The sequence below is a fragment of the Pseudonocardia alaniniphila genome, assembly GCF_022524485.1.
In the GTDB taxonomy this organism is placed as follows: domain Bacteria; phylum Actinomycetota; class Actinomycetes; order Mycobacteriales; family Pseudonocardiaceae; genus Pseudonocardia; species Pseudonocardia alaniniphila.
Genome location: NZ_JAKXMK010000024.1, coordinates 40352 through 65276, shown reverse-complemented (window position 1 = coordinate 65276; position 24925 = coordinate 40352). Strand labels below are relative to the sequence as shown.

The 24925-nt window shown below is 70.4% G+C and carries 20 protein-coding genes; 18 read left to right on the top strand and 2 right to left on the bottom strand.

What is annotated here, in order from left to right; translation table 11 throughout:
• The first annotated feature begins 15 nt into the window (after nt 1–15).
• The 8 genes from MMF94_RS26285 (at nt 16) to MMF94_RS26250 (ending at nt 11366) form a co-directional block, all read left to right on the top strand.
• A complete protein-coding gene (locus tag MMF94_RS26285; RefSeq protein ID WP_338104369.1) occupies nt 16–2064 on the top strand; it encodes an ATP-dependent Clp protease ATP-binding subunit in 2049 nt (682 codons plus the stop codon).
• A gap of 157 nt (nt 2065–2221) precedes the next feature.
• A complete protein-coding gene (locus tag MMF94_RS26280) occupies nt 2222–3655 on the top strand; it encodes an FAD-dependent oxidoreductase (protein ID WP_241039867.1) in 1434 nt (477 codons plus the stop codon).
• 73 nt (nt 3656–3728) lie between these two features.
• On the top strand, nt 3729–3899 hold the full coding sequence (locus MMF94_RS26275; protein ID WP_241039866.1) for a hypothetical protein: 171 nt from the start codon (nt 3729–3731) through the stop codon (nt 3897–3899).
• Between the two features lie 218 nt (nt 3900–4117).
• Nucleotides 4118–4861, top strand: coding sequence for an acetate uptake transporter (locus tag MMF94_RS26270; RefSeq protein WP_241039865.1), 744 nt, complete (start codon nt 4118–4120; stop codon nt 4859–4861).
• A gap of 117 nt (nt 4862–4978) precedes the next feature.
• The gene (locus MMF94_RS26265; RefSeq protein ID WP_241039864.1) at nt 4979–5152 is read left to right on the top strand and encodes a hypothetical protein; all 174 of its coding nucleotides are present in this window, start codon (nt 4979–4981) and stop codon (nt 5150–5152) included.
• A gap of 25 nt (nt 5153–5177) precedes the next feature.
• Complete coding sequence (locus tag MMF94_RS26260) at nt 5178–8345, top strand: ATP-binding protein (RefSeq protein ID WP_241039863.1); 3168 nt, start codon at nt 5178–5180, stop codon at nt 8343–8345.
• A gap of 52 nt (nt 8346–8397) precedes the next feature.
• Complete coding sequence (locus MMF94_RS26255; protein WP_241039862.1) at nt 8398–9792, top strand: FAD-binding oxidoreductase; 1395 nt, start codon at nt 8398–8400, stop codon at nt 9790–9792.
• Between the two features lie 137 nt (nt 9793–9929).
• Entirely contained in the window at nt 9930–11366 is a 1437-nt protein-coding gene (locus MMF94_RS26250; protein WP_241039861.1) for an FAD-dependent oxidoreductase, read from the top strand.
• A 29-nt stretch (nt 11367–11395) separates the two neighbouring features.
• Here MMF94_RS26250 and MMF94_RS26245 read toward each other — a convergent pair whose 3' ends face one another.
• Nucleotides 11396–12061, bottom strand: a complete 666-nt coding sequence (locus MMF94_RS26245) for a GntR family transcriptional regulator (RefSeq protein ID WP_241039860.1) — start codon at nt 12059–12061, stop codon at nt 11396–11398.
• Nucleotides 12062–12216: 155 nt separating this feature from the next.
• On the opposite strand from MMF94_RS26245, the gene MMF94_RS26240 reads away from it, so the two are divergent.
• The 10 genes from MMF94_RS26240 to MMF94_RS26195 all read left to right on the top strand — a co-directional run bounded on the left by MMF94_RS26240 (nt 12217) and on the right by MMF94_RS26195 (nt 23947).
• Entirely contained in the window at nt 12217–13752 is a 1536-nt protein-coding gene (locus MMF94_RS26240) for an aldehyde dehydrogenase (RefSeq protein ID WP_241039859.1), read from the top strand.
• Nucleotides 13752–14480: an enoyl-CoA hydratase/isomerase family protein gene (locus tag MMF94_RS26235; RefSeq protein ID WP_241039858.1), complete on the top strand. Its 729-nt coding sequence runs from the start codon at nt 13752–13754 to the stop codon at nt 14478–14480. Before MMF94_RS26240 ends, MMF94_RS26235 begins: the two co-directional genes overlap by 1 nt.
• A 32-nt stretch (nt 14481–14512) precedes the next feature.
• Nucleotides 14513–15889 carry an MFS transporter gene (locus MMF94_RS26230; protein WP_241039857.1) on the top strand — a complete coding sequence of 459 codons (1377 nt, stop codon included), beginning with the start codon at nt 14513–14515 and terminating at the stop codon, nt 15887–15889.
• Nucleotides 15886–17382: a CoA-acylating methylmalonate-semialdehyde dehydrogenase gene (locus MMF94_RS26225; RefSeq protein ID WP_241039856.1), complete on the top strand. Its 1497-nt coding sequence runs from the start codon at nt 15886–15888 to the stop codon at nt 17380–17382. Before MMF94_RS26230 ends, MMF94_RS26225 begins: the two co-directional genes overlap by 4 nt.
• 260 nt (nt 17383–17642) lie before the next feature.
• Complete coding sequence (locus MMF94_RS26220; protein WP_241039855.1) at nt 17643–18473, top strand: alpha/beta fold hydrolase; 831 nt, start codon at nt 17643–17645, stop codon at nt 18471–18473.
• Nucleotides 18474–18547: 74 nt separating this feature from the next.
• Nucleotides 18548–19732 (top strand): saccharopine dehydrogenase family protein, encoded by a 1185-nt coding sequence (locus MMF94_RS26215; protein WP_241039854.1) that lies wholly within the window; start codon nt 18548–18550, stop codon nt 19730–19732.
• A 70-nt stretch (nt 19733–19802) separates the two neighbouring features.
• Complete coding sequence (locus tag MMF94_RS26210) at nt 19803–20753, top strand: ketopantoate reductase family protein (protein WP_241039853.1); 951 nt, start codon at nt 19803–19805, stop codon at nt 20751–20753.
• A gap of 74 nt (nt 20754–20827) precedes the next feature.
• Nucleotides 20828–21325 carry a winged helix-turn-helix transcriptional regulator gene (locus tag MMF94_RS26205; RefSeq protein ID WP_241039852.1) on the top strand — a complete coding sequence of 166 codons (498 nt, stop codon included), beginning with the start codon at nt 20828–20830 and terminating at the stop codon, nt 21323–21325.
• A 229-nt stretch (nt 21326–21554) separates the two neighbouring features.
• Nucleotides 21555–23261, top strand: coding sequence for an MFS transporter (locus MMF94_RS26200; protein WP_241039851.1), 1707 nt, complete (start codon nt 21555–21557; stop codon nt 23259–23261).
• 182 nt (nt 23262–23443) lie between these two features.
• Nucleotides 23444–23947 (top strand): Dps family protein, encoded by a 504-nt coding sequence (locus MMF94_RS26195; protein ID WP_241039850.1) that lies wholly within the window; start codon nt 23444–23446, stop codon nt 23945–23947.
• Nucleotides 23948–23968: 21 nt separating this feature from the next.
• Here the strand turns inward: MMF94_RS26195 and MMF94_RS26190 are convergent, their stop codons facing one another.
• Complete coding sequence (locus tag MMF94_RS26190) at nt 23969–24880, bottom strand: LysR family transcriptional regulator (protein ID WP_241039849.1); 912 nt, start codon at nt 24878–24880, stop codon at nt 23969–23971.
• Between the last annotated feature and the right edge of the window lie 45 nt (nt 24881–24925).

The window sequence follows — 24925 nt, the reverse complement described above, 5'->3', positions numbered from 1 at the left end:
TACATCCTCGTGGAGGTGGACGTGCCGCAGGACCGCCCCGGACCCGGACCCTTCGACGAGCTGTTCGAGCGTCTGATCGGGAACCTGGAGACCACGCTGGGCGGCGCCATGCCCCGTCCGGACACCACACCGAGGACACCGGGCACCCACGCGCGCACCCCGCGGCTGGACCGGTTCGGGCGCGACCTGACGGCAGCGGCGCAGCAGGGCAGGCTCGACCCCGTCATCGGCCGGGACGCGGAGATCGAGCAGGTCCTCGAGGTGCTCGCCCGCCGCACCAAGAACAACCCGGTGCTGGTCGGTGACCCCGGCGTCGGCAAGACGGCGATCGTCGAGGGCATCGCCCAGCGCGTGGCCGACGGCGAGGTGCCGGACCAGCTCAAGGACGTGCGCGTGGTCTCGCTCGACCTCGCGGGCATGGTCGCGGGCACCCGGTACCGCGGCGACTTCGAGCAACGGCTCACCGGAGTCATCGACGAGGTCGTGGGGGCGGAACGGTCGATCGTGCTGTTCGTCGACGAGCTGCACGCCGTGGTGGGCGCCGGTTCGGCCGAGGGCGGGGCGATGGACGCCGCCACCCTGCTCAAGCCGGCTCTCGCGCGCGGCGAGCTGCAGCTCATCGGCGCGACGACGCTTCACGACTACCGCAAGCACATCGAGAAGGACGCCGCCCTGGAGCGACGCTTCGAACCGGTCCGCATCAGCGAGCCCACGGTCGCGGCGACGGTCACGATCCTGCGCGGGCTGCGCAGGCGCTACGAGGAGCACCACGACGTCCGCATCGGCGACGCGGCGCTGGTCGCAGCTGCGGAGCTGTCGGACCGCTACCTCACCGACCGGTTCCTGCCGGACAAGGCGATCGACCTCGTGGACCGCGCGAGCGCACGCGCCCGGATCCACGCCGGTCGCGACCACACCGACCCTGCGGCCGACGAGCGCGTTGAGCAGCTGCGCCGGGCTCGTGACGTCGCCGTCGACGCCGAGGAGTTCGAGCGCGCACACATGCTCACCCGCGAGATCGACATCGCGGAGGCGGCCGCGGCAGCCACCCCTGCCGGGACCGTCGACATCACCGCCGATGACGTGGCCGCGGTGCTCGCGCAGATCACCGGCATCCCGGTCGCCCGCATCACCGCCACCGAACGCACGCGGCTGCTCGACCTGGAGGCACTGCTGCACCGCCGCGTCGTCGGGCAGGACGACGCCGTCGAGGCCGTGGCCGACGCGGTGCGCGCCGGCCGGGCCGGGCTGGCGCACCCCGACCGTCCGATCGGGTCGTTCCTGTTCCTCGGCCCCACCGGCGTCGGCAAGACCGAGCTGGCCAGGGCACTGGCCGAGGCCCTCTTCGGCTCGGCCGACGCGCTGCTGCGCTTCGACATGAGCGAGTACGCCGACCGCAGCAGCGCGATGCGGCTGGTCGGGGCGCCACCTGGACACATCGGGTACGACGACGCCGGTCAGCTCACCGAAGCCGTGCGACGCACCCGGTACGCAGTGCTGCTGCTCGACGAGATCGAGAAGGCCCACACCGACGTCACTGCCACGCTGCTGCAGGTGCTCGACGCGGGGCGTCTCACCGACGCCCACGGGCGCACCGTCGACTTCACGAGCACGGTCGTGATCATGACCAGCAACCTCGGGGCGCACCAGCTCCTCGCCGCGGCGCAGGCCGGGCGCCCCGCCGAGGAGGTCCGCGACTCCGTGCTCGCCGCTATGCGGGCCCACTTCCGTCCGGAGTTCCTCAACCGGATCGACGACATCGTGCTGTTCCACGCCCTCAACCGCGCCGAGCTGCGGCGCATCACTCACCTGATGCTCGCCGAGACCGGGGAGCGCCTGAGCGCCCAGGGCATCACGCTGGACGTCACCGAGGACGCGGTCGACTGGCTTGCCGAGCGCGGTCACCAGCCGGAGCTCGGGGCCCGCCCGCTGCGCCGCACGATCGCCCGCGAGCTCGACCGCAAGCTCTCCCGGATGATCATCGCCGGCGACCTCGCCTCGGGGCAGCGGGTCGTGGTGGACGTGGTGGACGGCGCTCTGGTGCTCCAACCCCGCGCATCCTGAGCTGAGCGCACAAATCCTGACCCTGCAAGCCCCCACATCTTGGGCGGACCGCACAAAAGCGCTGGAACCATCCGTTCGCGTGTCACGAGTCACGTACCGCCGGCCGTCCTAGTCGGGACACGGTGGAAGCCGGGAACGAATGTGGGGGGAACGAGAGATGGCACGAATCACCGTCATCGGCGCAGGCCTGAACGGCCTCGCCACGGCATTGCTGCTCGCACGCGACGGCCACAGCGTCACGGTGCTGGAGCGCGACGCCGGACAGCCGGAAGGCGACGCGGACGGGCAGTGGCAGAACTGGGAGCGGCCCGGCGTCAGCCAGTTCCGGCTGCCCCACATCATGCAGGCGCTGTGGCGTCAACTGATGGAACGGGAGCTGCCCGAGGTCATCGACGAACTGGTGCGGCTGGGCGGCGTCCGCATGGGACCCCTCGACATGATGCCGCCCGCGGTGACCGGCGGGTCGCGCCCCGGCGACGAGGATCTGCGGATGATGCTGGCCCGCAGGCCGGTCGTGGAAGGAGCGTTGGCGACCGTGGCTGCGCGCACCCCCGGCGTCACGATCCGGCGTGGAGCGAAGGCCGAGGCGCTGGTGGCCGCCGCGGACGCGAGCGGCGTCCCGCACGTCAACGGCGTCGTCATCGACGGCGGTGAGACGGTGCCCGCCGACCTGGTGGTCGACGCGATGGGGCGCAACACCACGATCGACCGGATGCTCGCCGGGATCGGCGCCCAGCGTCCCGAGGAGCAGAGCGAGGACCTCGGCTTCGTCTACTACTGCCGGCACTTCCGCAACGAGTCCCCGCGGCCGGCGCCGAGCGCGATCCTCTTCTACGAGGGAATGTCGCTGCTCTGGGTGCCTGCCGACGAGAACACGTTCGGCCTGGCGTTCGTCGCGGCGTCCAACGACCGCGAGCTGCGCGCGCTGCGGGACGTGCAGGCCTGGGACCGCGCCGCCGCCCTGATCCCCGACCTCGTCCCGCTGCTGGCGATGTCCACACCGCTCACCGACGTCCAGGTGATGTCCGGTGGTCCGGACCGGCACCGGTCCTTCGTCGTCGACGGCGAGCCGGTGGCCACCGGTGTGGTCGCGGTCGGTGACTCCGTCGTACGCACCAACCCCTCGCTCGGCCGTGGCTCGTCGATCGGCATGGCACAGGCGTGCGTGCTGCGCGACGTGCTCCGTGAGGTCGGACCGGACCGGCCGGCCGAGCTGGCACGCCGCTTCGACGAGGTGATCGACGCCGTCGTCGGGAAGATGTACCGGCTGACGCTCGATCAGGACCAGAACCGGATGGCCGAGATCCAGGCGGACATCGCAGGCACGCCCTACCCGCCGGCGAGCGAGGCCTGGGCGCTGCAGCGGAGGGTCCGGCAGATCATGATGCAAGAGCCCGACGTGCTGCGCTTCTTCATGCGGTCCGCGCTGCAGATCGAGGCCCTCGACGTGACGGCGATCCCGCCCGCGTTGCGTGCCCGGATCGAGGCGGAGAAGGCCGACGGTCCCAGCTACCCGCCCGCGGGCCCCACCCGGGCCCAGCTGCTCGCGGCCGTCGCCGGGGCCGACCAGCCCGCGGAATCCGTCGCGTAAGGCCGTTTCGACCGAGGCTGGACGGGGACACAAGCGGGAGCGTGGATCCGGAACCGATGAGGGGAGGCGTCGAATGGCGTCGCTGAAGAAGCAGCTGAAGAGGCTCACGAAGCGCCAGGATGCGCTCGAACGAGCGATGCGCGATCTCAAGCCCAAGAGACTGCGCAAGCTCGTCCGCCGGCTCGGCAACCAGAAGAGCCGGAAACCGCGGATCCCTTCGCTGCCTGGACGGCGCGCCTCCTGACGGAGCCACGCTCCCGCCCGATCTCCCCAGCAGTTCGGTCGAAAGGCCGTGTGAGGTTGTAGACAGCCGGAACGGGCTTTTCATCAGCAGTTCCGGCGTTCTTCCAGGTGTGGGTTTCTCCGAGCAGAAGGAGAAGCTCGCCGAGTCGCCTCGGGAATCGCATCCCGGACGGCCGCCGGGTTTGGCCGGAGCCCGGCGTGGAACCTGGGAGGCAAGAAATGATCACCGGTACGAATGGGCGTTCGGCACTCGCCGATGCGCCCGACTACAACTTCTGGCGCGAGCACACCACGATCGCGCTGTCACCCGTTGCCGCACCGTCGATCCTCGGACTGTTCGGCTTCGCTGCGGCCACGTTCATGGTCGCCGCCAACCTGGCCGGCTGGTACGGAGATTCGCAGACTCCACTGATCCTGTTCCCCTTCGCGCTGGCGGCGGGCGGCATCGCGCAGTTGCTCGCCGGCATGTGGGCCTACCGGGCCTGCGACGCGGTGGCGACGGCGATGCACGGCATCTGGGGCTCGTTCTGGATCGGCTACGGCCTGTACAACCTGCTGATCGCGGTGGGCGTGCTGCCCGCCGCCGCCACCAGCGGTACGGCGTCCGTCGCCTTCGGCTCCTGGTTCGTGGTTCTGGCCGCGATCACGTGGGTGGGCGCAGTCGCCGCCACCCGGGAGAACAACGCGCTGACCGCAGTGCTGGGCACCCTGGCCGCCGGATCCACCCTCCTCGCCATCGCCCTGATGGGCGGCGTGCCGGTGGTCCAGACGGTGGCCGCCTACGTGCTGCTCGTCTCCGCGCTTCTCGCCTGGTACCTCGGCAGCGCGATGATGCTCGAGGCCACCTTCAAGCGGGCCGTCCTGCCGGTCGGCAAGCACCGTTCGGCGCAGCTTCCCGGTGCGGTCCCGCGCAACCTGATCCAGTACGAGGCAGGCGAGCCGGGCGTCAAGGCCGGGCAGTGACCACGAACGAATCATTGATCGCGAACGAATAAAACAAACAGAAACTCCGCCATCGTGCACGTCCGGCCTCGTGTGCGATGGCGGTTTTCTGTGCGCGCCCGAGTAGCGTCTGTCGGCATGGCTGATCAGAGCCTGAGTGAGCAGGCCCGTGAGGCAGTGCTCAAGGCGATCATCAAGGCCGCTCCGTCGGTGGGTAACAGCCCGGCCGGTGTCCGCGACCTCGCTGAGGCGTACGCGTTCGTGGAACGGAACTTGGTCCCGAACGCGGGGGTGCCGCACAAGCGGACATGAGGACCGCGGCGGAGTCCCGGTGCGGATGAGCGCGGTTCGGGAGGCGCACGAGATGCTGCACATCTCTCTCCTCGGCGAGCAGTCGATCTCCGACGACGCCACCGGCACCGTCCGGACGCGGTCGTCGCGCTCCCTCGCGCTGGTGGCCTTCCTGGTCGTCCATGCCGGGTCTCCCCAGTCCCGGCAGCGCATCGCCGGGCTCTTCTGGCCCGAGTCCACCGACGCTCAGGCGCTCACGAACCTGCGTCGCGAGCTCCACCACCTGAGGCAGCTCCTGGGCGACCCGCCGCTCGTCGTCACGTCCAGGGACCTGTGCTGGGATGACACCCCCACCTGTCGCGTCGACGTGCGCACCTTCGACACCGAACGCCGCGCCGCGCTCGCCGCGGCGGCGGCGGACGACACCGAGGCGGTGATCGCGCACGCGGGCGCGGCCATCAGCTGCTACCGGAGCGAACTGCTGCCCGGCGCGTACGACGACTGGCTGCTCGACGCCCGGTCCGAGCTGGAGAGCCAGTGCGTGGAGCTGTGCGACCTGAGCCGCGATGCGCGGACCCGCACCGGTGACCTCGCCGGGGCGGCCGAGGCAGCACGGCGGCGTATCCAGCTTCGTCCGTTGGAGGAGGCCGGATACCGGTCCCTGATGACGCTGCAGGCCGACCTGGGTGACCGGGCCGGGGCCGTGAGCACCTACCACCACTGCGCTTCGGTCCTGGAGCGCGAACTCGGCCTCGCACCCGACCGCACGACGCTCGCGGCACTCCAGCGCGTGATGGCCCGCGCCGACCCCGCGACGCCACCGCCGTCGACGATCGACCTCCCGCCAGCCCGTACGGGACCCGCCGCAGCGAAGCTCGTCGGACGGACCCGGGAGATGCAGGTCCTCCGAACGCTGTGGGCCGGTGCAGCCGCGGGGCGCCCGGTCATCGCGCTGGTCTGCGGCGATCCCGGCGTCGGGAAGAGCCGCCTCGTCGCCGAGGTCGCCGAGCTGGCCCGGCGCCAGGGCGCGGTGGTGGCGAGCACCCAGTGCTTCGGGGCTTCGGGACGCCTGGCGCTGGCGCCGGTGGCCGACTGGCTGCGCAACCCGGCGATCCGGTCGTCGATGGCGGCGCTCGAACCGGTGTGGCGCGTCGAGGTCGACAGGCTGGTGCCCTCGGCCGAGGGTCGCGGGGAGCCGGGGGCCAGCCTGCGGGCCATGGTGGACGCCTGGCAGCGCCACCGCTTCTACGAGGGCCTGGCACGGGCTCTGCTCGGCGTCGGCCGTCCGATGCTGCTGGTGCTGGACAACGTGCAGTGGTGCGACAAGGAGACCCTCGAGTTCCTCACGTTCGCCCTCGGGCGTGCCTCCGACCGGCCGGTCATGGTGGCGGCCACCCGGCGGGACGAGACCCTCGACGACGAAGCCGGAGCGGCCGATTGGGCTGTCCGGATGCGGGCCACCGGAATGCTGACCGAGCTTCCGGTCAGCCCGCTGGAGGTCGCCGACACCGCCCGGCTCGCCGAGGAGATCTCGGGGCAGCCCCTCCCCGACGAGGACGCGGGTCTGCTGCAGGCGGCCACGGGCGGCTTCCCGCTGTACGTCGTCGAGGCGGCACGGGCGACGGTCGATCTCGGCAGCGCGGATCCGGCGGCGGCGCCGCTCCCGGTCAGCGACCTCACAGCGGTGCTGCGCAACCGCCTCGACCAGGTGACGCCCACGGCCCATGAGGTTGCGGGGCTGGCGGCCGCGGTAGGCCGGAACTTCACCCTCGACCTGCTCAGCGAGGCGAGCGACCTCGACGCGGGCGACGTGGTCCACGCCGTCGACGAACTGTGGCGGCGCAGGATCATCCGCGAGTTCCGCGACGGCTACGACTTCTCCCACGACCTGCTGCGCGACACCGCCTACGCGCAGATCAGCCCGCCGAAGCGGTGGTTGCTGCATCGGCGTATCGCCCAGGGACTCGAACTGCTGCACCCCGACGACACGGACGGTGTCTCGGCGCAGCTCGCGGAGCAGTACGCCCGCGGGGGACGAGCGGAGCGGGCCGTGACCTACTACCGGCGCGCGGCCGACGTCGCGGCGGGCAGGTTCGCCCACGACGAAGCGATCCGCCTGCATCAGGAGGCGCTGACGATCCTGCGCGCCCTCCCAGCAGGCAGGGACAGGGACAGCCGGGAGCTGGGCGTCCTCGAAGCCCTGGCGGCGCCGGTCAACGCCCGGTACGGCTACTCCTCCCCCAGGCTGCAGAACACGCTCGAACGCACCGTCACCCTCGCCGAGAGGCTCGGTCGCAAGGACTCCGTTCTGGGCGGCCTCATCGGGCTCTGGGCGTCCCGGTTCGTCCAGGGACGGATCGCCGACGCTCACCGCACGGCGGAGCGCCTGCTCACCGTGGTCGAACCCGACTCCGATCTGAACGGCGCGGCCCACTTCGCCTTCGGGGGCTCCGCCGTCAGCCTCGGCATGCCGCAGGAGGCGCTGCGACATTTCGAGGTCGCCGCCGAACTGGACGCAGCCGCCTCGCTCAGTGTCGGGACTCGTCCCGTCGTGCACGGCAAGGCCTGGTCGGCGCACGCCCACTGGCTCCTCGACCACGACGCCGAGGCCGCCGCGAGCTGCCGGGACGCGATCGCGCTGGCCCGGTCGATCGGGCACCCGTACAACCTGGCCGTCGCGCTGGCCTACGGATCCATCACCCACCAGATGCGGCACGACCTGCCCGAGCTGAACGACACCGTCGCCGAGCTGCGCGAGCTCTGCGACCGCTACGACTTCGCGTACTACCGCGAGTGGGGGTTGATCCTCGACGGCTGGGCCCGCACGGACGGGTCGGGCGCGGACCTCGCACGGCGCGGGATCGAGAACCTCAGGTCGGAGGGCGCATTCGCCCGCATGCCCTACTGGCTCTCGCTGCTCGCCGAGGCCTCGGCCCGTGACTACCGGGCCGGTGCGGTCCGGGCGACCCTCGACGCGGCACTCGTCGCGGGACAGGCCCGGGACGACCTGTGGTGGATGCCGCACGTGATGCGGATGCGGGCGGCCCACGACGACCCTGACGCCGCCGTCGCCCGATTGCTGTCGGCGGCGCAGATGGCGCGTGCCCACGGCAGCATTGCGCTGTTGCGGCGCTGCGATCACGACCTCGCCGAGCGCGGTGTGCGTCCTCCCGCGAACGCCACCACGAACGCTGCGCGAACGCCGGATTCCTAGCGTCGGCAACCGGGTCGCTCGGACGTCGAGCGCCGCAGTCGAGGAGGTCGTCATGACCACTACCACCGTGACTCCGTACGACGAGTTGGCCGCCGCCCTGCGCGGCGACCTGATCAGGCCGCAAGACCCGGGCTATGACGACGCACGCTCCGTCTACAACGCCATGATCGACAAGCGGCCCGCGGCCATCGCCCGCTGCCGGGACGTCGCCGACGTCATCGCCTGTGTCCGCTTCGGTCGTGACCACCGCCTCGAGATCGCCGTCCGGGGTGGCGGTCACAACGCCGCAGGGCTCGGTGTGTGGGACGACGCGCTGGTCATCGACCTCTCGCTGCTGCGTAGCACCACCGTCGACCCCGTGAACCGCACCGTGCGCGCCGATGCCGGATGCACGTGGGGCGACGTCGACCACGCCACCGCCGCGTTCGGCATGGCCACCCCGTCGGGCTTCATCGCGTCCACGGGCGTGGCGGGCCTGACGCTCGGCGGCGGGATCGGTTACCTCACCCGGCGCTTCGGGCTCACGGCCGACAACCTCCTCTCCGCTGATGTCGTACTCGCCGACGGCACGTTCGTGACGGCGAACGAGAGCTCCCACAGCGACCTGTACTGGGCCCTGCGTGGTGGCGGCGGGAACTTCGGTGTGGTCACGTCGTTCACGTTCCGCTGCCACGACATCGGGGAGAACGGCACGATCATCGGCGGTCCGGTGCTCTACGACTTCGCCGACACCGACGCCGTGATGCGCTGGTACCGGGAGCTGATCCCGTCACTGCCCGAGGAGCTCAACGGCTGGATCGGGCTGATCACCATCCCGCCCGCCCCGCCGTTCCCCGAAGAGCTCTGGGGCCGCAAGTCCTGCGCGATCGTCTGGTGCTACACCGGCCCGCACGACCGGGCCGACGAGGTGCTCGAACCGATCACCACGTTCGGCTCGCCGCTGGTGGTCGGCCTGCACGACATGCCGTTCCCCGTGCTGCAGAGCGCATTCGACGCCCTGTACCCGGCCGGCCTGCAGTGGTACTGGCGTGCGGACGTCTTCACCACGATCTCCGACGCCGCCATCGACGTGCACCGCAAGTACGGCGCGCAACTGCCGTCGGGCCACTCCACCATGCACCTGTACCCCATCGACGGCGCCGCGTCCCGGGTGCCGGAGGGTGCCACGGCCTTCCCCTACCGCGACGGGGGCTGGGCGGGGGTCATCGTGGGCGTCGACCCGGACCCGGCGAACGCGGAGGCGATCTCGCGCTGGGCCCGCGACTACTGGGAGGAGCTGCACCCGACCTCGGCCGGTGGCGCCTACGTCAACTTCCTCATGGACGAGGGACAGGACCGGGTGAAGGCGTCCTACCGCGGCAACTACGAACGCCTTGCCCAGGTCAAGAAGCGCTACGACCCCGACAACGTGTTCCACGTCAACCAGAACGTCCGTCCGGCCGAGTAGCCGGTTCCGCCGGAGACCTGGGGGGTCGCGCAGCGTGACGGGCCCCACCTACCGCCACCGTGCCCGGAAGCCGATGGTGGGTACGGGGCCCGGGTTCGTGACGGCTGCGACCCGCGGGGGATGTAGGGGGAACGGAAATGGCGCGCATCGTCGTCATCGGCGCCGGTCTGACCGGCCTCGCCACGGCATTGCTGCTCGGCCGGGACGGTCACGACGTCACGGTGCTGGAGCGTGACGGTGCCGAGCCGGACGGTCACGCCGAGTCGTTGTGGCGCACCTGGGAACGACCGGGCGTCAGCCAGTTCCGGCTGCCCCACCAGATGCTCGCCTACTGGCGACAGCTGATGGAACGGGAACTGCCCGAGGTGATCGACGAGATCGAGCGGCTGGGCGGCCGGCGCATCAATCCGATCGACACGATGCCGACCGCCCTGACCGGTGGCATCCGCGCCGGTGACGAGGATCTGCGGGGGATGTCGGCACGCCGGCCGGTCCTGGAAGGGGCGCTGTCAGCGGTCGCGGCGCGCGCCCCGGGCGTCACGGTACGGCGAGGAGCGAAGGTGGCCGCGCTCGTGCCGGCCCCGCCGGGCGTCCACGGGGTTCCGCACGTCGACGGAGTCGTGATCGACGGCGGCGAGAAGCTGAGCGCAGACCTCGTGGTCGACGCCATGGGCCGCAACACGTCCGTCGACCGGATGCTCGACGCGATCGGCGCCCGCCGCCCCGACGAGCAGGCGGAGGAGCTCGGGTTCATCTACTACTGCCGGCAGTTCCGCAACAACGAACCCGGCTCGGTGCCGGTCACGGGCGGCCTCATCCCGTACGAAGGGATGTCCCTGCTCACCATCTACGGGGACGCCGACACCTACAGCCTGTGCTTCTACGTGGCGTCCAACGACCGTGAGCTGCGCGGGCTGCAGGACGTCGACGCCTGGGAACGTGCCTTGGCCCTGTTCCCCAACCTCGGCAAGCTGCGGTCGGTGTCCACGCCGATCACCGGCATCCAGGTGATGGCGGGCTCCCCCGATCGGCGCCGGTCGTTCGTCGTCGACGGGGCACCGGTGGTCACCGGCCTGGTTGCCGTGGGTGACGCCGCCGTGCGGACCAACCCCTCGCTCGGCCGTGGCTCGGCCACCGGCCTCGTCCAGGCGTGCACACTGCGAGACGTGCTCCGCGACGTCGGGCCGGACCGGTCCGACGAGTTCGCAACCCGCGTCGCCGAGGCCATCGAGGCGGTGGTCGGCCCCCTCTACCGGAGGACGCTCGCCCAGGACCGGAACCGGATGGCCGAGATCCAGGCCGACATCGCCGGCACGCCCCACCGGCCCACCGGCGCGACCTGGCACCTGCAACGGGCGCTGCAGCGGCTGGTGCGGATGGACGCCGACGCGCTGCGCATCTACATGCGCAGCGCGCTGCATATCGAACCGCTCGACCCGGCGGTCTTCCCCGCCACCCTGCGCGCCAAGATCGAGGCACTCGACGTCGAGGCGCCTCCGTACCCCGCGGGCGGCCCGACCCGCGCTCAGCTGCTGGCGGCGGTCGCGGGCCGGCCCCTGCGGACCGTGGCGTAGCGGCACCCGACAGAACGGGGCTGATTCCGTCAGCCGCCCTGGGAGAGCGGTGCGAGCAGCTCGTTCTCCAGCAGGTGACGCAGGATGAGCTCGTGTGACGTGACGAGGTGCAGGCGCGTGAACTCCGCGGCCGCAGCAGCGTCACCTGCCCGAACCGCGTCGAGAATCTCCCGGTGCTCGGCGTGCAGGTGCTCGAGGTTCTCGATCACCCCGATGTGCAGGTACAGGTACCGGTCGGTCAGGCGCCGGAGGTGCTGCGTCAGTTCGATCATCCGCGGCCGGTCGGCGCAGGTGAAGATGTGCGCGTGGAACCGCGCGTTGGCCTCCAGCCACTCGGCCGGTGAGACCTCCGACTCCATCACGTCGACCAGCGCAGCCATCTGCGCCATCTGGGCGCGGCCGACGTTCGGCACGGCCAGCCGGGTGAGCAGCGGCTCGACGGCCTCGCGCAGTTCGTAGAGCTCCTGCAGCTCGGCGATCGACAGCTCGCGCACGACGGAGGTGGCAGGCCCGAGGTCCACCAGGCCCTCGTTGGCCAACACCTGCAACGCATCGCGCGCGGGCATCCGGCTCACGTCGTACTCCGCCGCGATGCGCGCCTGGGACAGCACCGTGCCCGGCTTGAGATCGCCGCTGAGCACCCGCCGTCGCAGATCACGCGTGACCCGCCCCGCAGCCGACTCGGCCGCCGCCATGTGACCTCCCGCCGTTCGTCACGGCAAGTATGCACTTCGGTCATGAACTCACAAGATGCCCCAACCTCGTAGCCCCTTGCCACTCCGACTGTCGCTGCCTAACGTCAGACGTATACCGATAATGGCAAGCCGTATACCGAGCAAGGAGAACAACGATGTCCATCACCGCTCCGTCGGCCCAGGGGGCCGACCCGATCGAGGGCCTGCCGACCGGGCTCCGCATCGGAGGGCGTGTCGTGGAGGGCCGCGCCGCGCGGATCCCCGTCACCAACCCCGCCACCGGCGAGGTCTTCACGGACGTGGCGGGAGCGAGCGAGGAGGACGTCGACGAGGCGGTCCGGGTCGCCGATGAAACGTTCCGCTCGGGGGTGTGGCGCGACCTGCCGATCCACGACCGCGCACGAGCGGTCACCCGGTTCGCCGACGGTATCGAGGCTCGGATGACCGACCTCTACCGGCTCGAGACCCTGAACAACGGACGGCCGATCACGGAGACCAGGGCGCAGATCACCCGGCTCGCGGAGTGGTACCGCTACAACGCGGCCCTGCTGCTGGCCGACCGCGGGTCGGTCGTCCCGCTGCGGGGCGACTACCACGCCTACACCAGCCGTTTCCCCCTGGGCGTGGTCGGGATCCTGTCCTCGTTCAACCACCCGATGATGATCGCGTCGAAGAGCCTCGCCCCCGCGCTGGCCACCGGCAACACCGTGGTGCTCAAGCCGTCCGAGCAGACCCCGCTCACCGCGCTGCTGCTGGGCCAGATTGCGCAGGAGGCCGGCATCCCCGACGGCGTGCTCAACGTCGTGCCCGGTCTGGGCCCGACCGCGGGGGCCGCGCTGACCGAGCACCCGCTGGTCAAGAAGGCCGTCTTCACCGGAGGCACGGAGCCCGGCCGGGCGATCGCGCTCGCGACGGCCAAGCGGTTCGCCAAGGCCACGCTCGAACTCGGCGGCAAGTCCCCGGTCCTGATCTTCGACGACACCCCCGTCGACGTCGCCGCCCGAGGTGCCGCCTTCGGCGGCTTCATCGGGGCCGGTCAGACGTGCATCGCCGGGAGCAGGCTGCTGATCCAGCGCCGCATCTACGACGACGTCATCGAGGCGCTGTCGAAGGTCGCCAGGTCGATCCGCATCGGCGACCCGGCACTGGAGACCACTCAGCTCGGCCCGGTCATCTCGAAGCGGGCCCAGGAACGCATCCTCGGGTACGTCGAGCTCGGCCGCAGTGAAGGCGCACGGGTCGCCACCGGCGGGCGCGCAGCTGAGGTGCCCGGTCTCCCCGGCGGGTTCTTCATCGAGCCCACCGTCCTCGCCGACGTCACCAACGACATGCAGGTCGCCCGCGAGGAGATCTTCGGGCCGCTCGTCGTCGCCGTCCCCTTCGACGACGAGGAGGAGGCCATCACCCTGGCCAACGACTCGCCGTACGGGCTGGGCTCGTCGGTCTGGACGCGGGACGTCGCCCGTGCGCACCGCGTGGCCGGGCGGCTCGAGATGGGCATGGTCTGGATCAACGACCACCACCGGCTCGACCCGTCGTCGCCGTGGGGTGGCCTGCGCGAGAGCGGCGTCGGCCGTGAAGGCGGCTGGGAGTCCTTCAACGACTTCACCCACGTCCGCGCCATCACCGTCCGCACGGCGCCGGACGACGTCGACTGGTACGGCGGCGTCGCGACGGAAAGGCTCAACTGATGGGCGGCCTGACCGTCGCCACGCCGGCCGAGGGCGTCGTCGAGGTCGAGCTGGACAACGGGTCGGACAACCTCCTGAGCATCGCGATGGTCGAGCAGCTCACCGAGCTGTTGCTCCGCCCGCCGGCCGGCGCACACGTCCTCCGGCTGCGGGCCGACGGCTCGGCGTTCTGCCTCGGCCGTGAGCGGGCCGGCACCACTCCGGAGGATCTGCACGCCGAGACGGAGGTGCTGGTCGGTCTCCAGCGCGCGCTGCGCCGGACGAAGCTGGTGACCGTCGCGCAGGTGCAGGGCGACGCAGCCGGGTTCGGCGTCGGCGTCCTGGCGGCGTGTGACGTCGCGGTCGCTGTCTCGACCGCGAAGTTCTGGTTCCCCGAGGTCGGCATCGGCCTGGCACCGGCACTCGTGCTGGCCTGGCTGCCCAAGGTGGTCGGTGAGCGGCAGGCGTTCTGGCTCACCGCCACCGGCGAGAAGATCACCGCCGCACGCGCGGTGGAGCTGGGCCTGCTCAACGCCGTGGTCTCCGGACCGGACGAGCTGACCAAGGACATCGACGAGCGCATCACCGCGTTGCGCAAGCACGATCCCCGCATCCACGCCGAGATCCGGGAGATGTTGCAGGCCGGCCGCTCCCTCGACGAGGACCAGGCCCTCGAGCTGAGCATCGACCGCCTGGTCGTCGGCGGCTTGCGCCGCCTGCGCCTGCTCGGCGACGCCACGAATTCCTGATCCCCCGCAACGGCCTGGCAAAGGAGCCGACGATGGCAGTCGCACGCCCCGGCGCGCACTCCTGGCGTCATGAGATCAGCCGTTACCAATGGGCCGTCCTGGTCGCCACCACAATGGGGTGGGCGCTGGACGGCTTCGATTCCAGCCTGTTCACCCAGGTCGCCGGCCCGGCGACCACCGACCTGCTCGGTCACTCGTCCTCGTTCTACAGCGGCCTCGCCGTGACGGTCTTCCTGTTCGGCTGGGCGGTGGGCGCAATCGCGTTCGGCGCGCTGGCGGACTACGTCGGACGGGTCCGGGTCCTGATCATCGGAGTGCTGACCTACTCCGTGTTCACCGCGCTGGCCACGCTGTCCGGCGAGTTCTGGCACTTCGCGGTTTTGCGTTTCATCGCCGGGATCGGATCCGGTGTGGAGCTTCCGATCGGCGCGGCGCTGGTGGCCGAAGCGTGGAACAACCGCCACCGCGCCAAGGCCAGCGGCATCATGATGTCCGGCCTGGCGATCGGCTCGTTCCTCTCGGCGATCGTCTACAACTTCGTCGGCGGCTTCGGGTGGCGGATCACTCTCGCCTTCGGCCTCATTCCGGCCCTGCTCGTGCTGTTCATCCGCCAGCACGTCCACGAGCCCGAGTCGACGGCGACGGTCAAGGCGGCGCGTGCGGTGCGCAAGCAGGAGCGGGCGGCGGGAGCCCGCAAGATCGCCGCCGACCGCTTCGTCCTCACGCAGCTGTTCACGCCTCCGATGCTCCGGCGGACCCTGCCCTGCACGGTCATCTGCATCGGCGCGCTGTTCGCGTTCTGGGGGGTCACCACCTGGACCCCGCAGATCGTGCGCGAGATCGTCGGGGAGCACGGCATCACCGGGAACGCCGTGGTCGGCTACGTGTCATGGGCCACGGCCATGCTCAACCTCGGTGGCCTGATCGGGTACGCCAGCTGGGGGTTCATCGCCGACAAGATCGGCCGCAAGCCCACCTTCGTGATGAGCCTGGTCATCGGCATCATCGCGGTCTGCGTGCTCTACCCGTTCGGCACGAGCTTCACGGCCTACATGTGGCTGCTGCCCTTCGTCGGTTTCGGCGTCTTCGGCGTGCTCTCGGGCAGCGCCGTGTTCTTCCCCGAGCTGTTCGGCGCCTCGGTGCGGGCCTCGGCCCTCGCGGTCACCAACAGCATCGGCCGGCTCTTCACCGCCGCCGGCCCACTTCTCGCCGGCGCCATTGCGACGCAGTGGTTCGGCGGCAGCCTTGCCTTGGCCACGACCGCGGTCTCCGCACTGATCGTGATCGCGTTCATCGGCCTGGCATTCACCCCGGAAACCCACGGGGAGTTCCTCTTCGACGACAACCCCGCGACTTCGGTCGACGGGCTCGTCGCCGGGGGCATCGTCAGCGAAGGAATACGACCATGAGAACCATCGACCACTGGATCGGCGGCAAGCCGACCGCAAGCACGACCCACCGGGTCGGCCCGGTGTACGACCCGGCCACCGGCAGGCAACAGGCCGAGGTGGCCCTGGCCGACGCCAGTGACGTCGACCTCGCCGTCCGGGCCGCGTCCGAGGCGTTCGTCTCGTGGTCGCAGACCTCGCTGAGCAAACGGACGGGCATCCTGTTCGCCTTCCGCGAGCTGGTGCGGGCCCGCACCGACGAGCTCGCCGAGCTGATCACGTCCGAGCACGGCAAGGTGCTCGCCGACGCACGGGGCGAGGTCCAACGGGGTCTCGAGGTCGTCGAGTTCGCGTGCGGGATCCCGCAGTTGCTCAAGGGCGAGTTCTCCGACCAGGTCTCCACGGGTATCGACAGCTTCTCGTTCCGGCAGCCGCTCGGAGTGGTCGCCGGGATCACGCCGTTCAACTTCCCGGTGATGGTCCCGATGTGGATGAACCCCATCGCCATCGCCTGCGGCAACACCTTCGTGCTCAAGCCGAGCGAGCGGGTGCCATCGGCGTCCGTGCTGCTCGCCGAGCTGTGGGCGGAGGCGGGGCTGCCCGACGGCGTCTTCAACGTCGTGAACGGCGACAAGGTGGCGGTCGACGCGCTGCTCGGCCACCCGGACGTTGCTGCTGTGTCCTTCGTCGGTTCCACCCCCATCGCCCGCTACGTGCACGAACGCGCGACGCAGGCAGGCAAGCGCGTGCAGGCGCTGGGCGGGGCGAAGAACCACGCCGTGGTGCTCCCGGACGCCGACATCGACTTCGCCGCCGACCACCTGACCGCTGCTGCCTTCGGTTCCGCGGGCCAGCGCTGCATGGCGATCTCCGCTGCGGTCGCCGTGGGCGACGCCGCCGACAGGCTCGTCGAGACGCTGCGTGCGAAAGCGGCAGCCGTCCAGGTCGGTCCGGGCGCCGACTCCACCAGCGAGATGGGTCCGGTGATCACCCAGCAGTCGAAGGACCGGATCATCGGGTACGTCACCTCGGCGGAGGGCCAGGGCGCCACCCTCGTGGCCGACGGCCGCACGATCCAGGCCGACGCCCTGAAGGACGGATACTTCGTCGGGCCCACCGTGATCGACCACGTGACGGCCGAGATGGACGTCTACCGCAACGAGGTCTTCGGCCCCGTGCTGGTGGTCCTGCGCGCCGAAACTCTCGACGAGGCGATCGCGCTGATCAACGCCAACCCGTACGGCAACGGCACGTCCGTCTTCACGGGCAGCGGGGAAGCGGCGCGCCGGTTCCAGCGCGAGGTCCACGTGGGCATGATCGGAATCAACGTCCCGATCCCGGTGCCCATGGCGTACTACTCGTTCGGCGGGTGGAAGGACTCGCTGTTCGGCGACACGCACGTGCACGGCCCCGAGGGCGTCCGCTTCTACACCCGGGCCAAGGTCGTCACCTCCCGCTGGCCCCACTCCGAGACGGGCGGGGGTGCCAGCTACAGCTTCCCGACCGCGAACTGAGAGAAGCATGCGTGCGCGAAAACGTCCGCTCCCGAGCGCCGGCCACGGGCCGTGGGCAAACCCACGGACCCGTGGCCGGCGCGTCCTTCGCATTGTGGAGCCGTAATTCTCCCCCGCAGGTGCTCCTGACGGCTTTACGGCTCCATAATCACATTCGCCCTTATTTGTTGTGGGGTACGTCTCCCTGTCGTGGCTGTTTTTGTTGTCCAGCGCCGAGGATTCAGGGTGACCAGCAGCCTCCAGCCTCAGGAGCGGATCGCGTGAACGCGACCTTCACGACGAACGACGGCGTGCGCCTCAGCTACACCGACCACGGCACCGGCGCGCCCGTGGTGTTCGTGCACGCCTGGCAGGGCAGTTCCCAGTTGTGGAGCCCGGTTGCCGAGCAGCTTGCCGGGTACCGGCGGGTGCTCTACGACCAGCGCGGCCACGGCGCGTCCGCGGACCCGGAGGCCGGCTGGCACCTGCACCGGCTGGCGTTCGACCTGCACGAGCTTCTCGACCACCTGGCCCTCGACGACGTGACGCTCATCGGGCACTCGATGGGCTGCTCGGTGATCTGGGCCTACCTCGAGCTGTTCGGCCCCGCCAGGGTGCACAAGCTGGCGTTCGCCGACCAAACCCCGCTGATGATCCACGAGGCCGGCGCGGACGAAGAGTCTTCTCGCAGAATTTCGGCGTTGTCCGAGGAGCAGGTCTCGGGGATCGTTTCGGGCATCGCCAACCCGGCGACGCGCGAGCACGTGCTTCCCGAGTTCCTGTCGGGACTGTTCCTCCCCGATTTCCCCGAGGAGCGCAAGCGCGATGTCATCACCGGAGCCCTGCGCGTCGACGGTGCCTTCTCCTCGGCGCTGTTCGACGACCTCGCGCACCAGGACTGGCGTCGCCAGGTCCGGCGGATCGAGCAACCCACCCTCGTCATCGCGGGCGGGGCGAGCGTGGTGCCGCTGGCCGGGCAACAGTGGGTTGCCGACCACGTACCGGGCGCGCGTCTGGAGGTCGTGGACGGAGCCGACGGCGGCAGCCACATGCTCGTCGTCGAAGCCGACAAGCGAGTGGCCGCGCTGCTGGCGACGTTCCTCGAGGACTGACGCGCCGATGCCGGGTGCCCTCGCTCGTCCGACGGGAGTCCCGTCCACCGGGGGCATCTGTAGGGTCCGCTGGCGTGATTTCTGCTGACGGCCGCGCACCCGCCGAGCTCGACCTCGTGGTCTGGGGAGCCACCGGATTCACCGGCAGGCTCGTCGCCGAGCGCCTCGTGAGCCACGGCCACGGCCTGCGGTGGGGATTGGCCGCCCGTGACGAGATGGCGTTGCAGCGGTTGAGCAAGGAGATCGGCGCCCCACCGGACACGCCGTTGATCGTCGCCGACGCACACGACGCACCGTCGCTGCTCGCGCTCGTGACCCGCACCCGGATGGTGCTCAGCACGGTCGGCCCCTTCCAGCACGTCGGATCCTTGCTGATCGAGCTGTGCGCGACGAACGGCACGGACTACGTCGACATCAACGGCGAGCCCCTCTGGATGCGGAGCATGATCGATCGCTTCGAGGCCGACGCCCGGCGCACGGGCGCCCGAATCGTCTTCTCCTGCGGTTTCGAGTCCGTGCCGTTCGAGCTCGGTGTGCACGTCCTCGAGACGAGGGCATTCGCGCGCTGGGGGGTTCCGCTCCCGCGGGTGAGCAGCCGGATCGCCCTCGCCGACGTCGGCGGCTTCACCGCCGGGAGCATCGCGAGCCTCGTGGCCTCGGCCGAAGCGGCACGATCCGACCCGGCGCTGGGCGCCCTGTCGAACGACCCGTTCGTGCTGGCAGGAGGCTTCCGCGGCCCGGAACAGCCCCGGCCCGCCCAGCCCGAGTTCGACGACCGGCTCGGGATGTGGGCGGCTCCGTGGGTGATGGGCCCGATCAACGCGGCGAACCTGCACCGCTCGAACGCCTTGCAGGGGCACGCCTGGAGCGAGGACTTCACCTACGACGAGCTGATGCTCGCCGGCCCGGGAGATCTCGGCCGGGAGATCGCCGCGGAGATGACCGCGGTGATGGCGGCGATCGTGGCACCCCGTGCGGCCGGCGCCGCACGGGGTGCTCAGGCCGACCCGGTCGCCGGGGCCGCGCCCACCTACCGGATTCTGCTGGTCGGCACCGACACCGACGGACGTCGGCTGCGGACCACGGTCGCGGGTGAGGGCAACGCAGGCGACGAGGCGACCGCGGCGATGGTCACCGAGGTCGCCCGCTGCCTGCTCGACGACGTTCCCGGCGCCGCGGGTGGCATGTGGACCCCGGGGGCGCTCGCGGGTGACCTCCTCGTCGCCCGGCTGACCGAACGCGGTGTCATGACCTTCTGACCTTCTTACTTGCAGATCAATAGTCAGAGTGGCATCGTCGAACTCACACAGTCTCGACGGAGGGCTCGCTATGAGTGCAAGCTCGAACGCACGTCGTCCCGCTCGAATCCTCATCGTCGGTGCCGGCGCGGTCGGCGGACTCTTCGGTGCCCGCCTGACCGACGCCGGTCGCGACGTCACCTTCCTGCTGCGCCCGCGCCGGGCAGAGCAGATCCGCAGAGACGGTCTGCACATCGCCGAGGGCGGCGAACACCACGTCGTGCATCCCCGGGTGACCACCGCGGACGCCATCGAGGACCCGGCGGACGTGATCCTTCTCGGCCTGCGGGCCACCGCACTCGCCGCGGCGCTGGACGACGTGGCGCCGGCGGTCGGTGAGGACACCGCGATCGTGCCGGTTCTCAACGGCATGGCCCACCTGGACGTCCTCGACGCCCGCTTCGACCGCAAGCGCGTTCTGGGCGGGGTGGCGCTGACCGTCACGTCACTCGACGAGGACGGCAACGTCGTCGTCCTGGCGCCGACCGCGCAACTCACCGTCGGCGAACGAACCGACTCCCAGCCCGGATGCGCGAAGGCCGTGCAGGCCGCCCTGGGCGGTGCCGGAATCGACGTGCGGGTCTCCGACGACATCGTCGGAGAGATGTGGGCGAAGTGGTCGCTCATCGCGACCGTCGGGGCGCTCACGTGCCTGATGCGCGCCCCGGTCGGCGAGATCGCCGCCACACCGGGCGGCACCGACCTCGCTGTCGGCCTGCTCGACGAGACCGCCACGGTCGCCGCGGCGGCCGGGCACCCCGTCCCCAGCGAGGCGTTGGAGAACACCTGCAGCGCGGTGACCAAGCCCGGATCGCCCCTGGCCTCGTCGATGTACCGCGACGTCGTCGCGGGACGGAGGACCGAGGTGGAGCACGTGCTGGCCGACCTCGCCGACCGCGGACACGCCCTCGGCGTCGCGACGCCGCTGCTCGACCTGGCCACCCTGCACCTGCGCGTGCGCGAGCGGATGCTGGATCGTTGACAGCAGCGACGTCGTAAGCTATTGAGAAGAAAGCCAGCTGGAGTACAACCAGCTGGAGTACAACAGGAGGACGAATGGCAGGACCCCGACGCGGGGACGCCCGTGGTCCCTGCCCGATCGGACGCGCGATCGACGTGCTCGGTGACCGATGGACGCTGCTCGTGCTGCGCAACGCCACCATCGGCATGTCACGCTTCGACGAGTTCAAGGCCGACCTCGGCATCGCCGACAACATCCTCTCCGACCGGCTGAGGAAGCTGGTGGAGCACGGCCTGCTCACGAAGCGGCCGTACCGGGACGAAAGCGGCGGCCGCACCCGCAACGAGTACCGGCTGACCGAGGCCGGAGCGGCGATCCTCCCGGTGCTGCATGCAATGTATGACTGGGGAGCCACACACACGGGCCCGGCGGAATCCACCGCGCCCATGCAGGTGGTGCACCGGACGTGCGGCGAGCCCGTCGAGCCGGGCGGGGACTGCCCTCGCTGCGGGGTTCACGTCACCCGCGAGGAAGAGGCCTGGGTCCGCCCCTGGCGCTCCCCCGAAGCGATCCCGCTCGCACCAGCCGTCTGAGGCCACCCGCCCGACCGGCACCCGCACCGGCGCGGGTCTCCAGGTTGCGCAGGAGTGTCCCGCTTGTCACGCCGCGCTCGGGCGCCCGACCCGGGTCGCATAGTTAGCATTGACAAGTGGCTCGGATCCCGGATGTACTCCGTGCGCGGCTGACGAGCACCGGCCCGATCGGGATCGGTGCGCCGGGGCGGTTCGATCGGGCGTCGCCGGTGCCGGGCGAGGGCGACTGATGCCGACGGAGCTGGAGGGCCGCCCGGCGGACGCGAGCCCGGACGACCGCTACAAGTGGGTGGCGCTGGCCAATACGACCGCCGCTGTGTTCATGTCCCTGCTCGACGGCTCGATCGTCCTCATCTCGCTGCCGGCCATCTTCCGCGGCATCCATCTGGACCCGCTCGCGCCGGAGAACGTCAGCTACCTGCTGTGGATGATCATGGGCTACCGGCTCGTCCAGGCCATCTTCGTCGTCACCCTCGGCCGCCTCGGCGACATGTACGGCCGGGTGCGGATCTACAACGCGGGCTTCGCCGTCTTCACCCTCGCGTCCATCCTGCTGTCCTTCGACCCGTTCGACGGCGGCCATGGCGCGATATGGCTGATCGGCTGGCGGACGCTGCAGGCCATCGGCGGCTCCATGCTCACCGCCAACTCGGCCGCGATCCTCACCGACGCCTTCCCGAGCGACCAACGCGGCTTCGCGCTGGGCATCAACCAGGTCGCCAGCCTGGCAGGCCAGTTCGTCGGGCTGATCGCCGGTGGCGTGCTGGCGATCTTCGACTGGCGGGCGGTGTTCTGGGTGAACGTCCCCGTCGGGATCTTCGGGACGATCTGGGCCTACCGCAAGCTCCGGGAGACCAGCACACGACCGACCGGCGCCGTCCGCATCGACTGGTGGGGCAACATCACGTTCGCCGTGGGGCTGGGCGCGATCCTCGTCGCCATCACCGAGGCCATCCGTCCTTACGGCGGCCATTCGATGGGCTGGACAGACCCCTGGGTGCTCGGAACGCTCGTCTGCGGGGTGGTCGCGCTCGCGGCGTTCGTCGTGATCGAAGTCAAGGTCGCGGAGCCGATGTTCGAGTTGGCGCTGTTCCGCATCCAGGCCTTCACCGCAGGCAACCTGGCGGGCTTCGCCACGAGGCTCGCGCAGGGCGGGCTGCAGTTCATGCTCATCATCTGGTTGCAAGGCATCTGGCTACCCCTGCACGGCTACGACTACAGCGACACGCCACTGTGGGCGGGGATCTTCCTGGTACCCCTGACCGCCTCCTTCCTCGTCGCGGGTCCCATCTCGGGGTACCTCTCCGACCGGATCGGCGCCCGCGGCCTCGCGACCGGCGGAATGGTCCTGTTCGCCGGCAGCTTCGTCGGCCTGATGCTGCTACCCATCGACTTCGACTACTGGGTCTTCGCGCTGCTCATCGTCGCCAACGGGGTCGGCATCGGCATGTTCAGCTCCCCCAACTCCGCCTCGATCATGAGCAGCGTCCCCGCCCGGGCTCGCGGCGAGGCCTCCGGAATGCGCTCGACGTTCCAGAACACCGGTACGTCGCTGTCGATCGGCGTGTTCTTCACGCTGCTGATCGCCGGGCTGGCCGCAGGCCTCCCGCACTCGCTGACGGCGAGCCTGCAGCAGCAGGGCGTGCCGCACGGCGTCGCCCAGCAGATCGGTGATCTGCCGCCGGTGTCGTCGCTGTTCGCGACGATCCTGGGCGTGAACCCCATCCAGACGCTGCTCGGGCCCAGTGGCGTGCTCACGTCGTTGCCGGCGGCGAACCAGCAGACACTCACCGGCCGCGAGTTCTTCCCGCACCTGCTCTCGGCTCCGTTCCACCAGGGCTTGGTGCTGGTGTTCGCCGTGTCTACCGGACTGGCGGTGCTGGCCGCCATCGCGTCGGCACTGCGAGGGAGGCGCCAGGCCGGGCAGGGCACCTGACCGCGGCACGCCGGGGTGAACGTGCGGAGTAACTCCTCTGTTTGCGACCGCAAAGCAACGAATTCGCCGATAAGCGGGATGTCCATTTCGTCGCGTCACCGATTGATCGCGATGCCCGCCACGCATGCCGACGCGATCACAAGCATTTTCCGCGGTCGCTTTCCGAATCTACGATCACCAGCATGACCTCCACCCAGAACTCCAGCAGGCGCCGCAGCGAGGATCTTCGACCGTTCGTTGCACCCTCGGAACTGGCTGACAATCTCCAAGCTGTACTGGTCGATCTCGTAGAACTGCACCTGCAGGCCAAGCAGGCGCACTGGAACGTGATCGGGCCCGGATTCCGCTCCATGCATCTCAGCCTGGACGAGCTGGTCGACACCGCCCGCGAGGCGAGCGACACCATCGCGGAGCGGATGCGCGCCCTCCAGACCGTTCCCGACGGGCGGTCGGACACGGTCACGGCGACGACGAGCCTGCCCGCCTACCCCAGCGGAACACGACAGAAGGTGGAGACGGTCGAGCTCGTGACCGCACGGATCACCGCTGCCGTCAACACCATGCGGGGTGTGCACGACAGGGTCGACGCCGCGGATCCGGCCTCCGCGGATCTGCTCCACGCGATCATCGACGACCTTGAGAAGCGCGCCTGGATGATCGCGGCGGAGCAGTCCCCCACGCCGTGATCCGGGACCAGCAGGCGGCCGTCATGCCCTCTGGTAGCTACGGCCCGAGGGCATGACCGTCGGGGCCGGCTGCTCGTGGGCGGCCGAGACCGCAGCGTCGAGGAAGCGCCGAAGCAGCGGATCCGGCTGATGCAGCCGGTACAGGAGCCGCACCGGAACGGATGGCGCGCCGACCAGGGGGATCAGGGCGACACCGGGGTGCAAACCCGGCCGGGCGACCGAGGCAGGGACGGCACCGACACCGTGGTCGGCGCGGACCAGTTCGAGCCACTCGTCGAAGTTCGAGCAGGTCACGATCCGCTGCGGGCGATGGCGAGGGGCCCACTGCTCCGGCTGGGTGCTCCCGTAGACGGTGTTCACGACCAGGGGCCGCTCGCCCAGCTCGTCCCAGTGCAACTCCTGGCGCGCGGCGAGCGGAGAACGCGCGGAGACGGCGGCGACGCGGTCCTCGTCGAACAGGTGAACGGCGGTGAGCCCGGGCAGCGCTCTGGCGCCGCGCAGGACGACCACGTCCACCTCACCGGCGCCCAGATCGCAAACCAGGTCGGCGCAGCGTGAGACCGTCACCGTTGCCGCCGTCGCCTGCTCGAACCGCTCGATGGCAAGCTGTGCCCACGGGTGCGGCAACACCCAGTGGAACCCCAGCCGCAACTCCCGCTCGTCGCTCGTCGCGGCCATGGCACGATCGAACTCGGCGAGCACCCGACGGGCACGCTCCAGGAACCGCCGTCCTACATCGGTCAGCTCCACCGGCCGCGCGTTGCGCGCGATCAACCGGACCTGCAGCACGGTCTCGAGCTGCTGCACCGTCCGGGTGAGCGCGGGCTGCGTGATCATGAGCTCGCGGGATGCCATCGTGAACGATCGGTGCGTCGCGACGGACGTGAACGCCCGCAGATGCCGCATCTCGACATTCATCGCAGCTGCGGACATATATCCCCCCTTGCCGAACGGTTCGCCGGAGCCACATCAGAAACT

Coding starts and splice junctions, on each gene's coding strand:
- MMF94_RS26280 (WP_241039867.1), top strand. CDS start 2,222: ATGGCACGAATCACCGTCATCGGCGCAGGCCTGAACGGCCTCGCCACG.
- MMF94_RS26275 (WP_241039866.1), top strand. CDS start 3,729: ATGGCGTCGCTGAAGAAGCAGCTGAAGAGGCTCACGAAGCGCCAGGAT.
- MMF94_RS26270 (WP_241039865.1), top strand. CDS start 4,118: ATGATCACCGGTACGAATGGGCGTTCGGCACTCGCCGATGCGCCCGAC.
- MMF94_RS26265 (WP_241039864.1), top strand. CDS start 4,979: ATGGCTGATCAGAGCCTGAGTGAGCAGGCCCGTGAGGCAGTGCTCAAG.
- MMF94_RS26260 (WP_241039863.1), top strand. CDS start 5,178: ATGAGCGCGGTTCGGGAGGCGCACGAGATGCTGCACATCTCTCTCCTC.
- MMF94_RS26255 (WP_241039862.1), top strand. CDS start 8,398: ATGACCACTACCACCGTGACTCCGTACGACGAGTTGGCCGCCGCCCTG.
- MMF94_RS26250 (WP_241039861.1), top strand. CDS start 9,930: ATGGCGCGCATCGTCGTCATCGGCGCCGGTCTGACCGGCCTCGCCACG.
- MMF94_RS26245 (WP_241039860.1), bottom strand. CDS start 12,061: ATGGCGGCGGCCGAGTCGGCTGCGGGGCGGGTCACGCGTGATCTGCGA.
- MMF94_RS26240 (WP_241039859.1), top strand. CDS start 12,217: ATGTCCATCACCGCTCCGTCGGCCCAGGGGGCCGACCCGATCGAGGGC.
- MMF94_RS26235 (WP_241039858.1), top strand. CDS start 13,752: ATGGGCGGCCTGACCGTCGCCACGCCGGCCGAGGGCGTCGTCGAGGTC.
- MMF94_RS26230 (WP_241039857.1), top strand. CDS start 14,513: ATGGCAGTCGCACGCCCCGGCGCGCACTCCTGGCGTCATGAGATCAGC.
- MMF94_RS26225 (WP_241039856.1), top strand. CDS start 15,886: ATGAGAACCATCGACCACTGGATCGGCGGCAAGCCGACCGCAAGCACG.
- MMF94_RS26210 (WP_241039853.1), top strand. CDS start 19,803: ATGAGTGCAAGCTCGAACGCACGTCGTCCCGCTCGAATCCTCATCGTC.
- MMF94_RS26205 (WP_241039852.1), top strand. CDS start 20,828: ATGGCAGGACCCCGACGCGGGGACGCCCGTGGTCCCTGCCCGATCGGA.
- MMF94_RS26200 (WP_241039851.1), top strand. CDS start 21,555: ATGCCGACGGAGCTGGAGGGCCGCCCGGCGGACGCGAGCCCGGACGAC.
- MMF94_RS26195 (WP_241039850.1), top strand. CDS start 23,444: ATGACCTCCACCCAGAACTCCAGCAGGCGCCGCAGCGAGGATCTTCGA.
- MMF94_RS26190 (WP_241039849.1), bottom strand. CDS start 24,880: ATGTCCGCAGCTGCGATGAATGTCGAGATGCGGCATCTGCGGGCGTTC.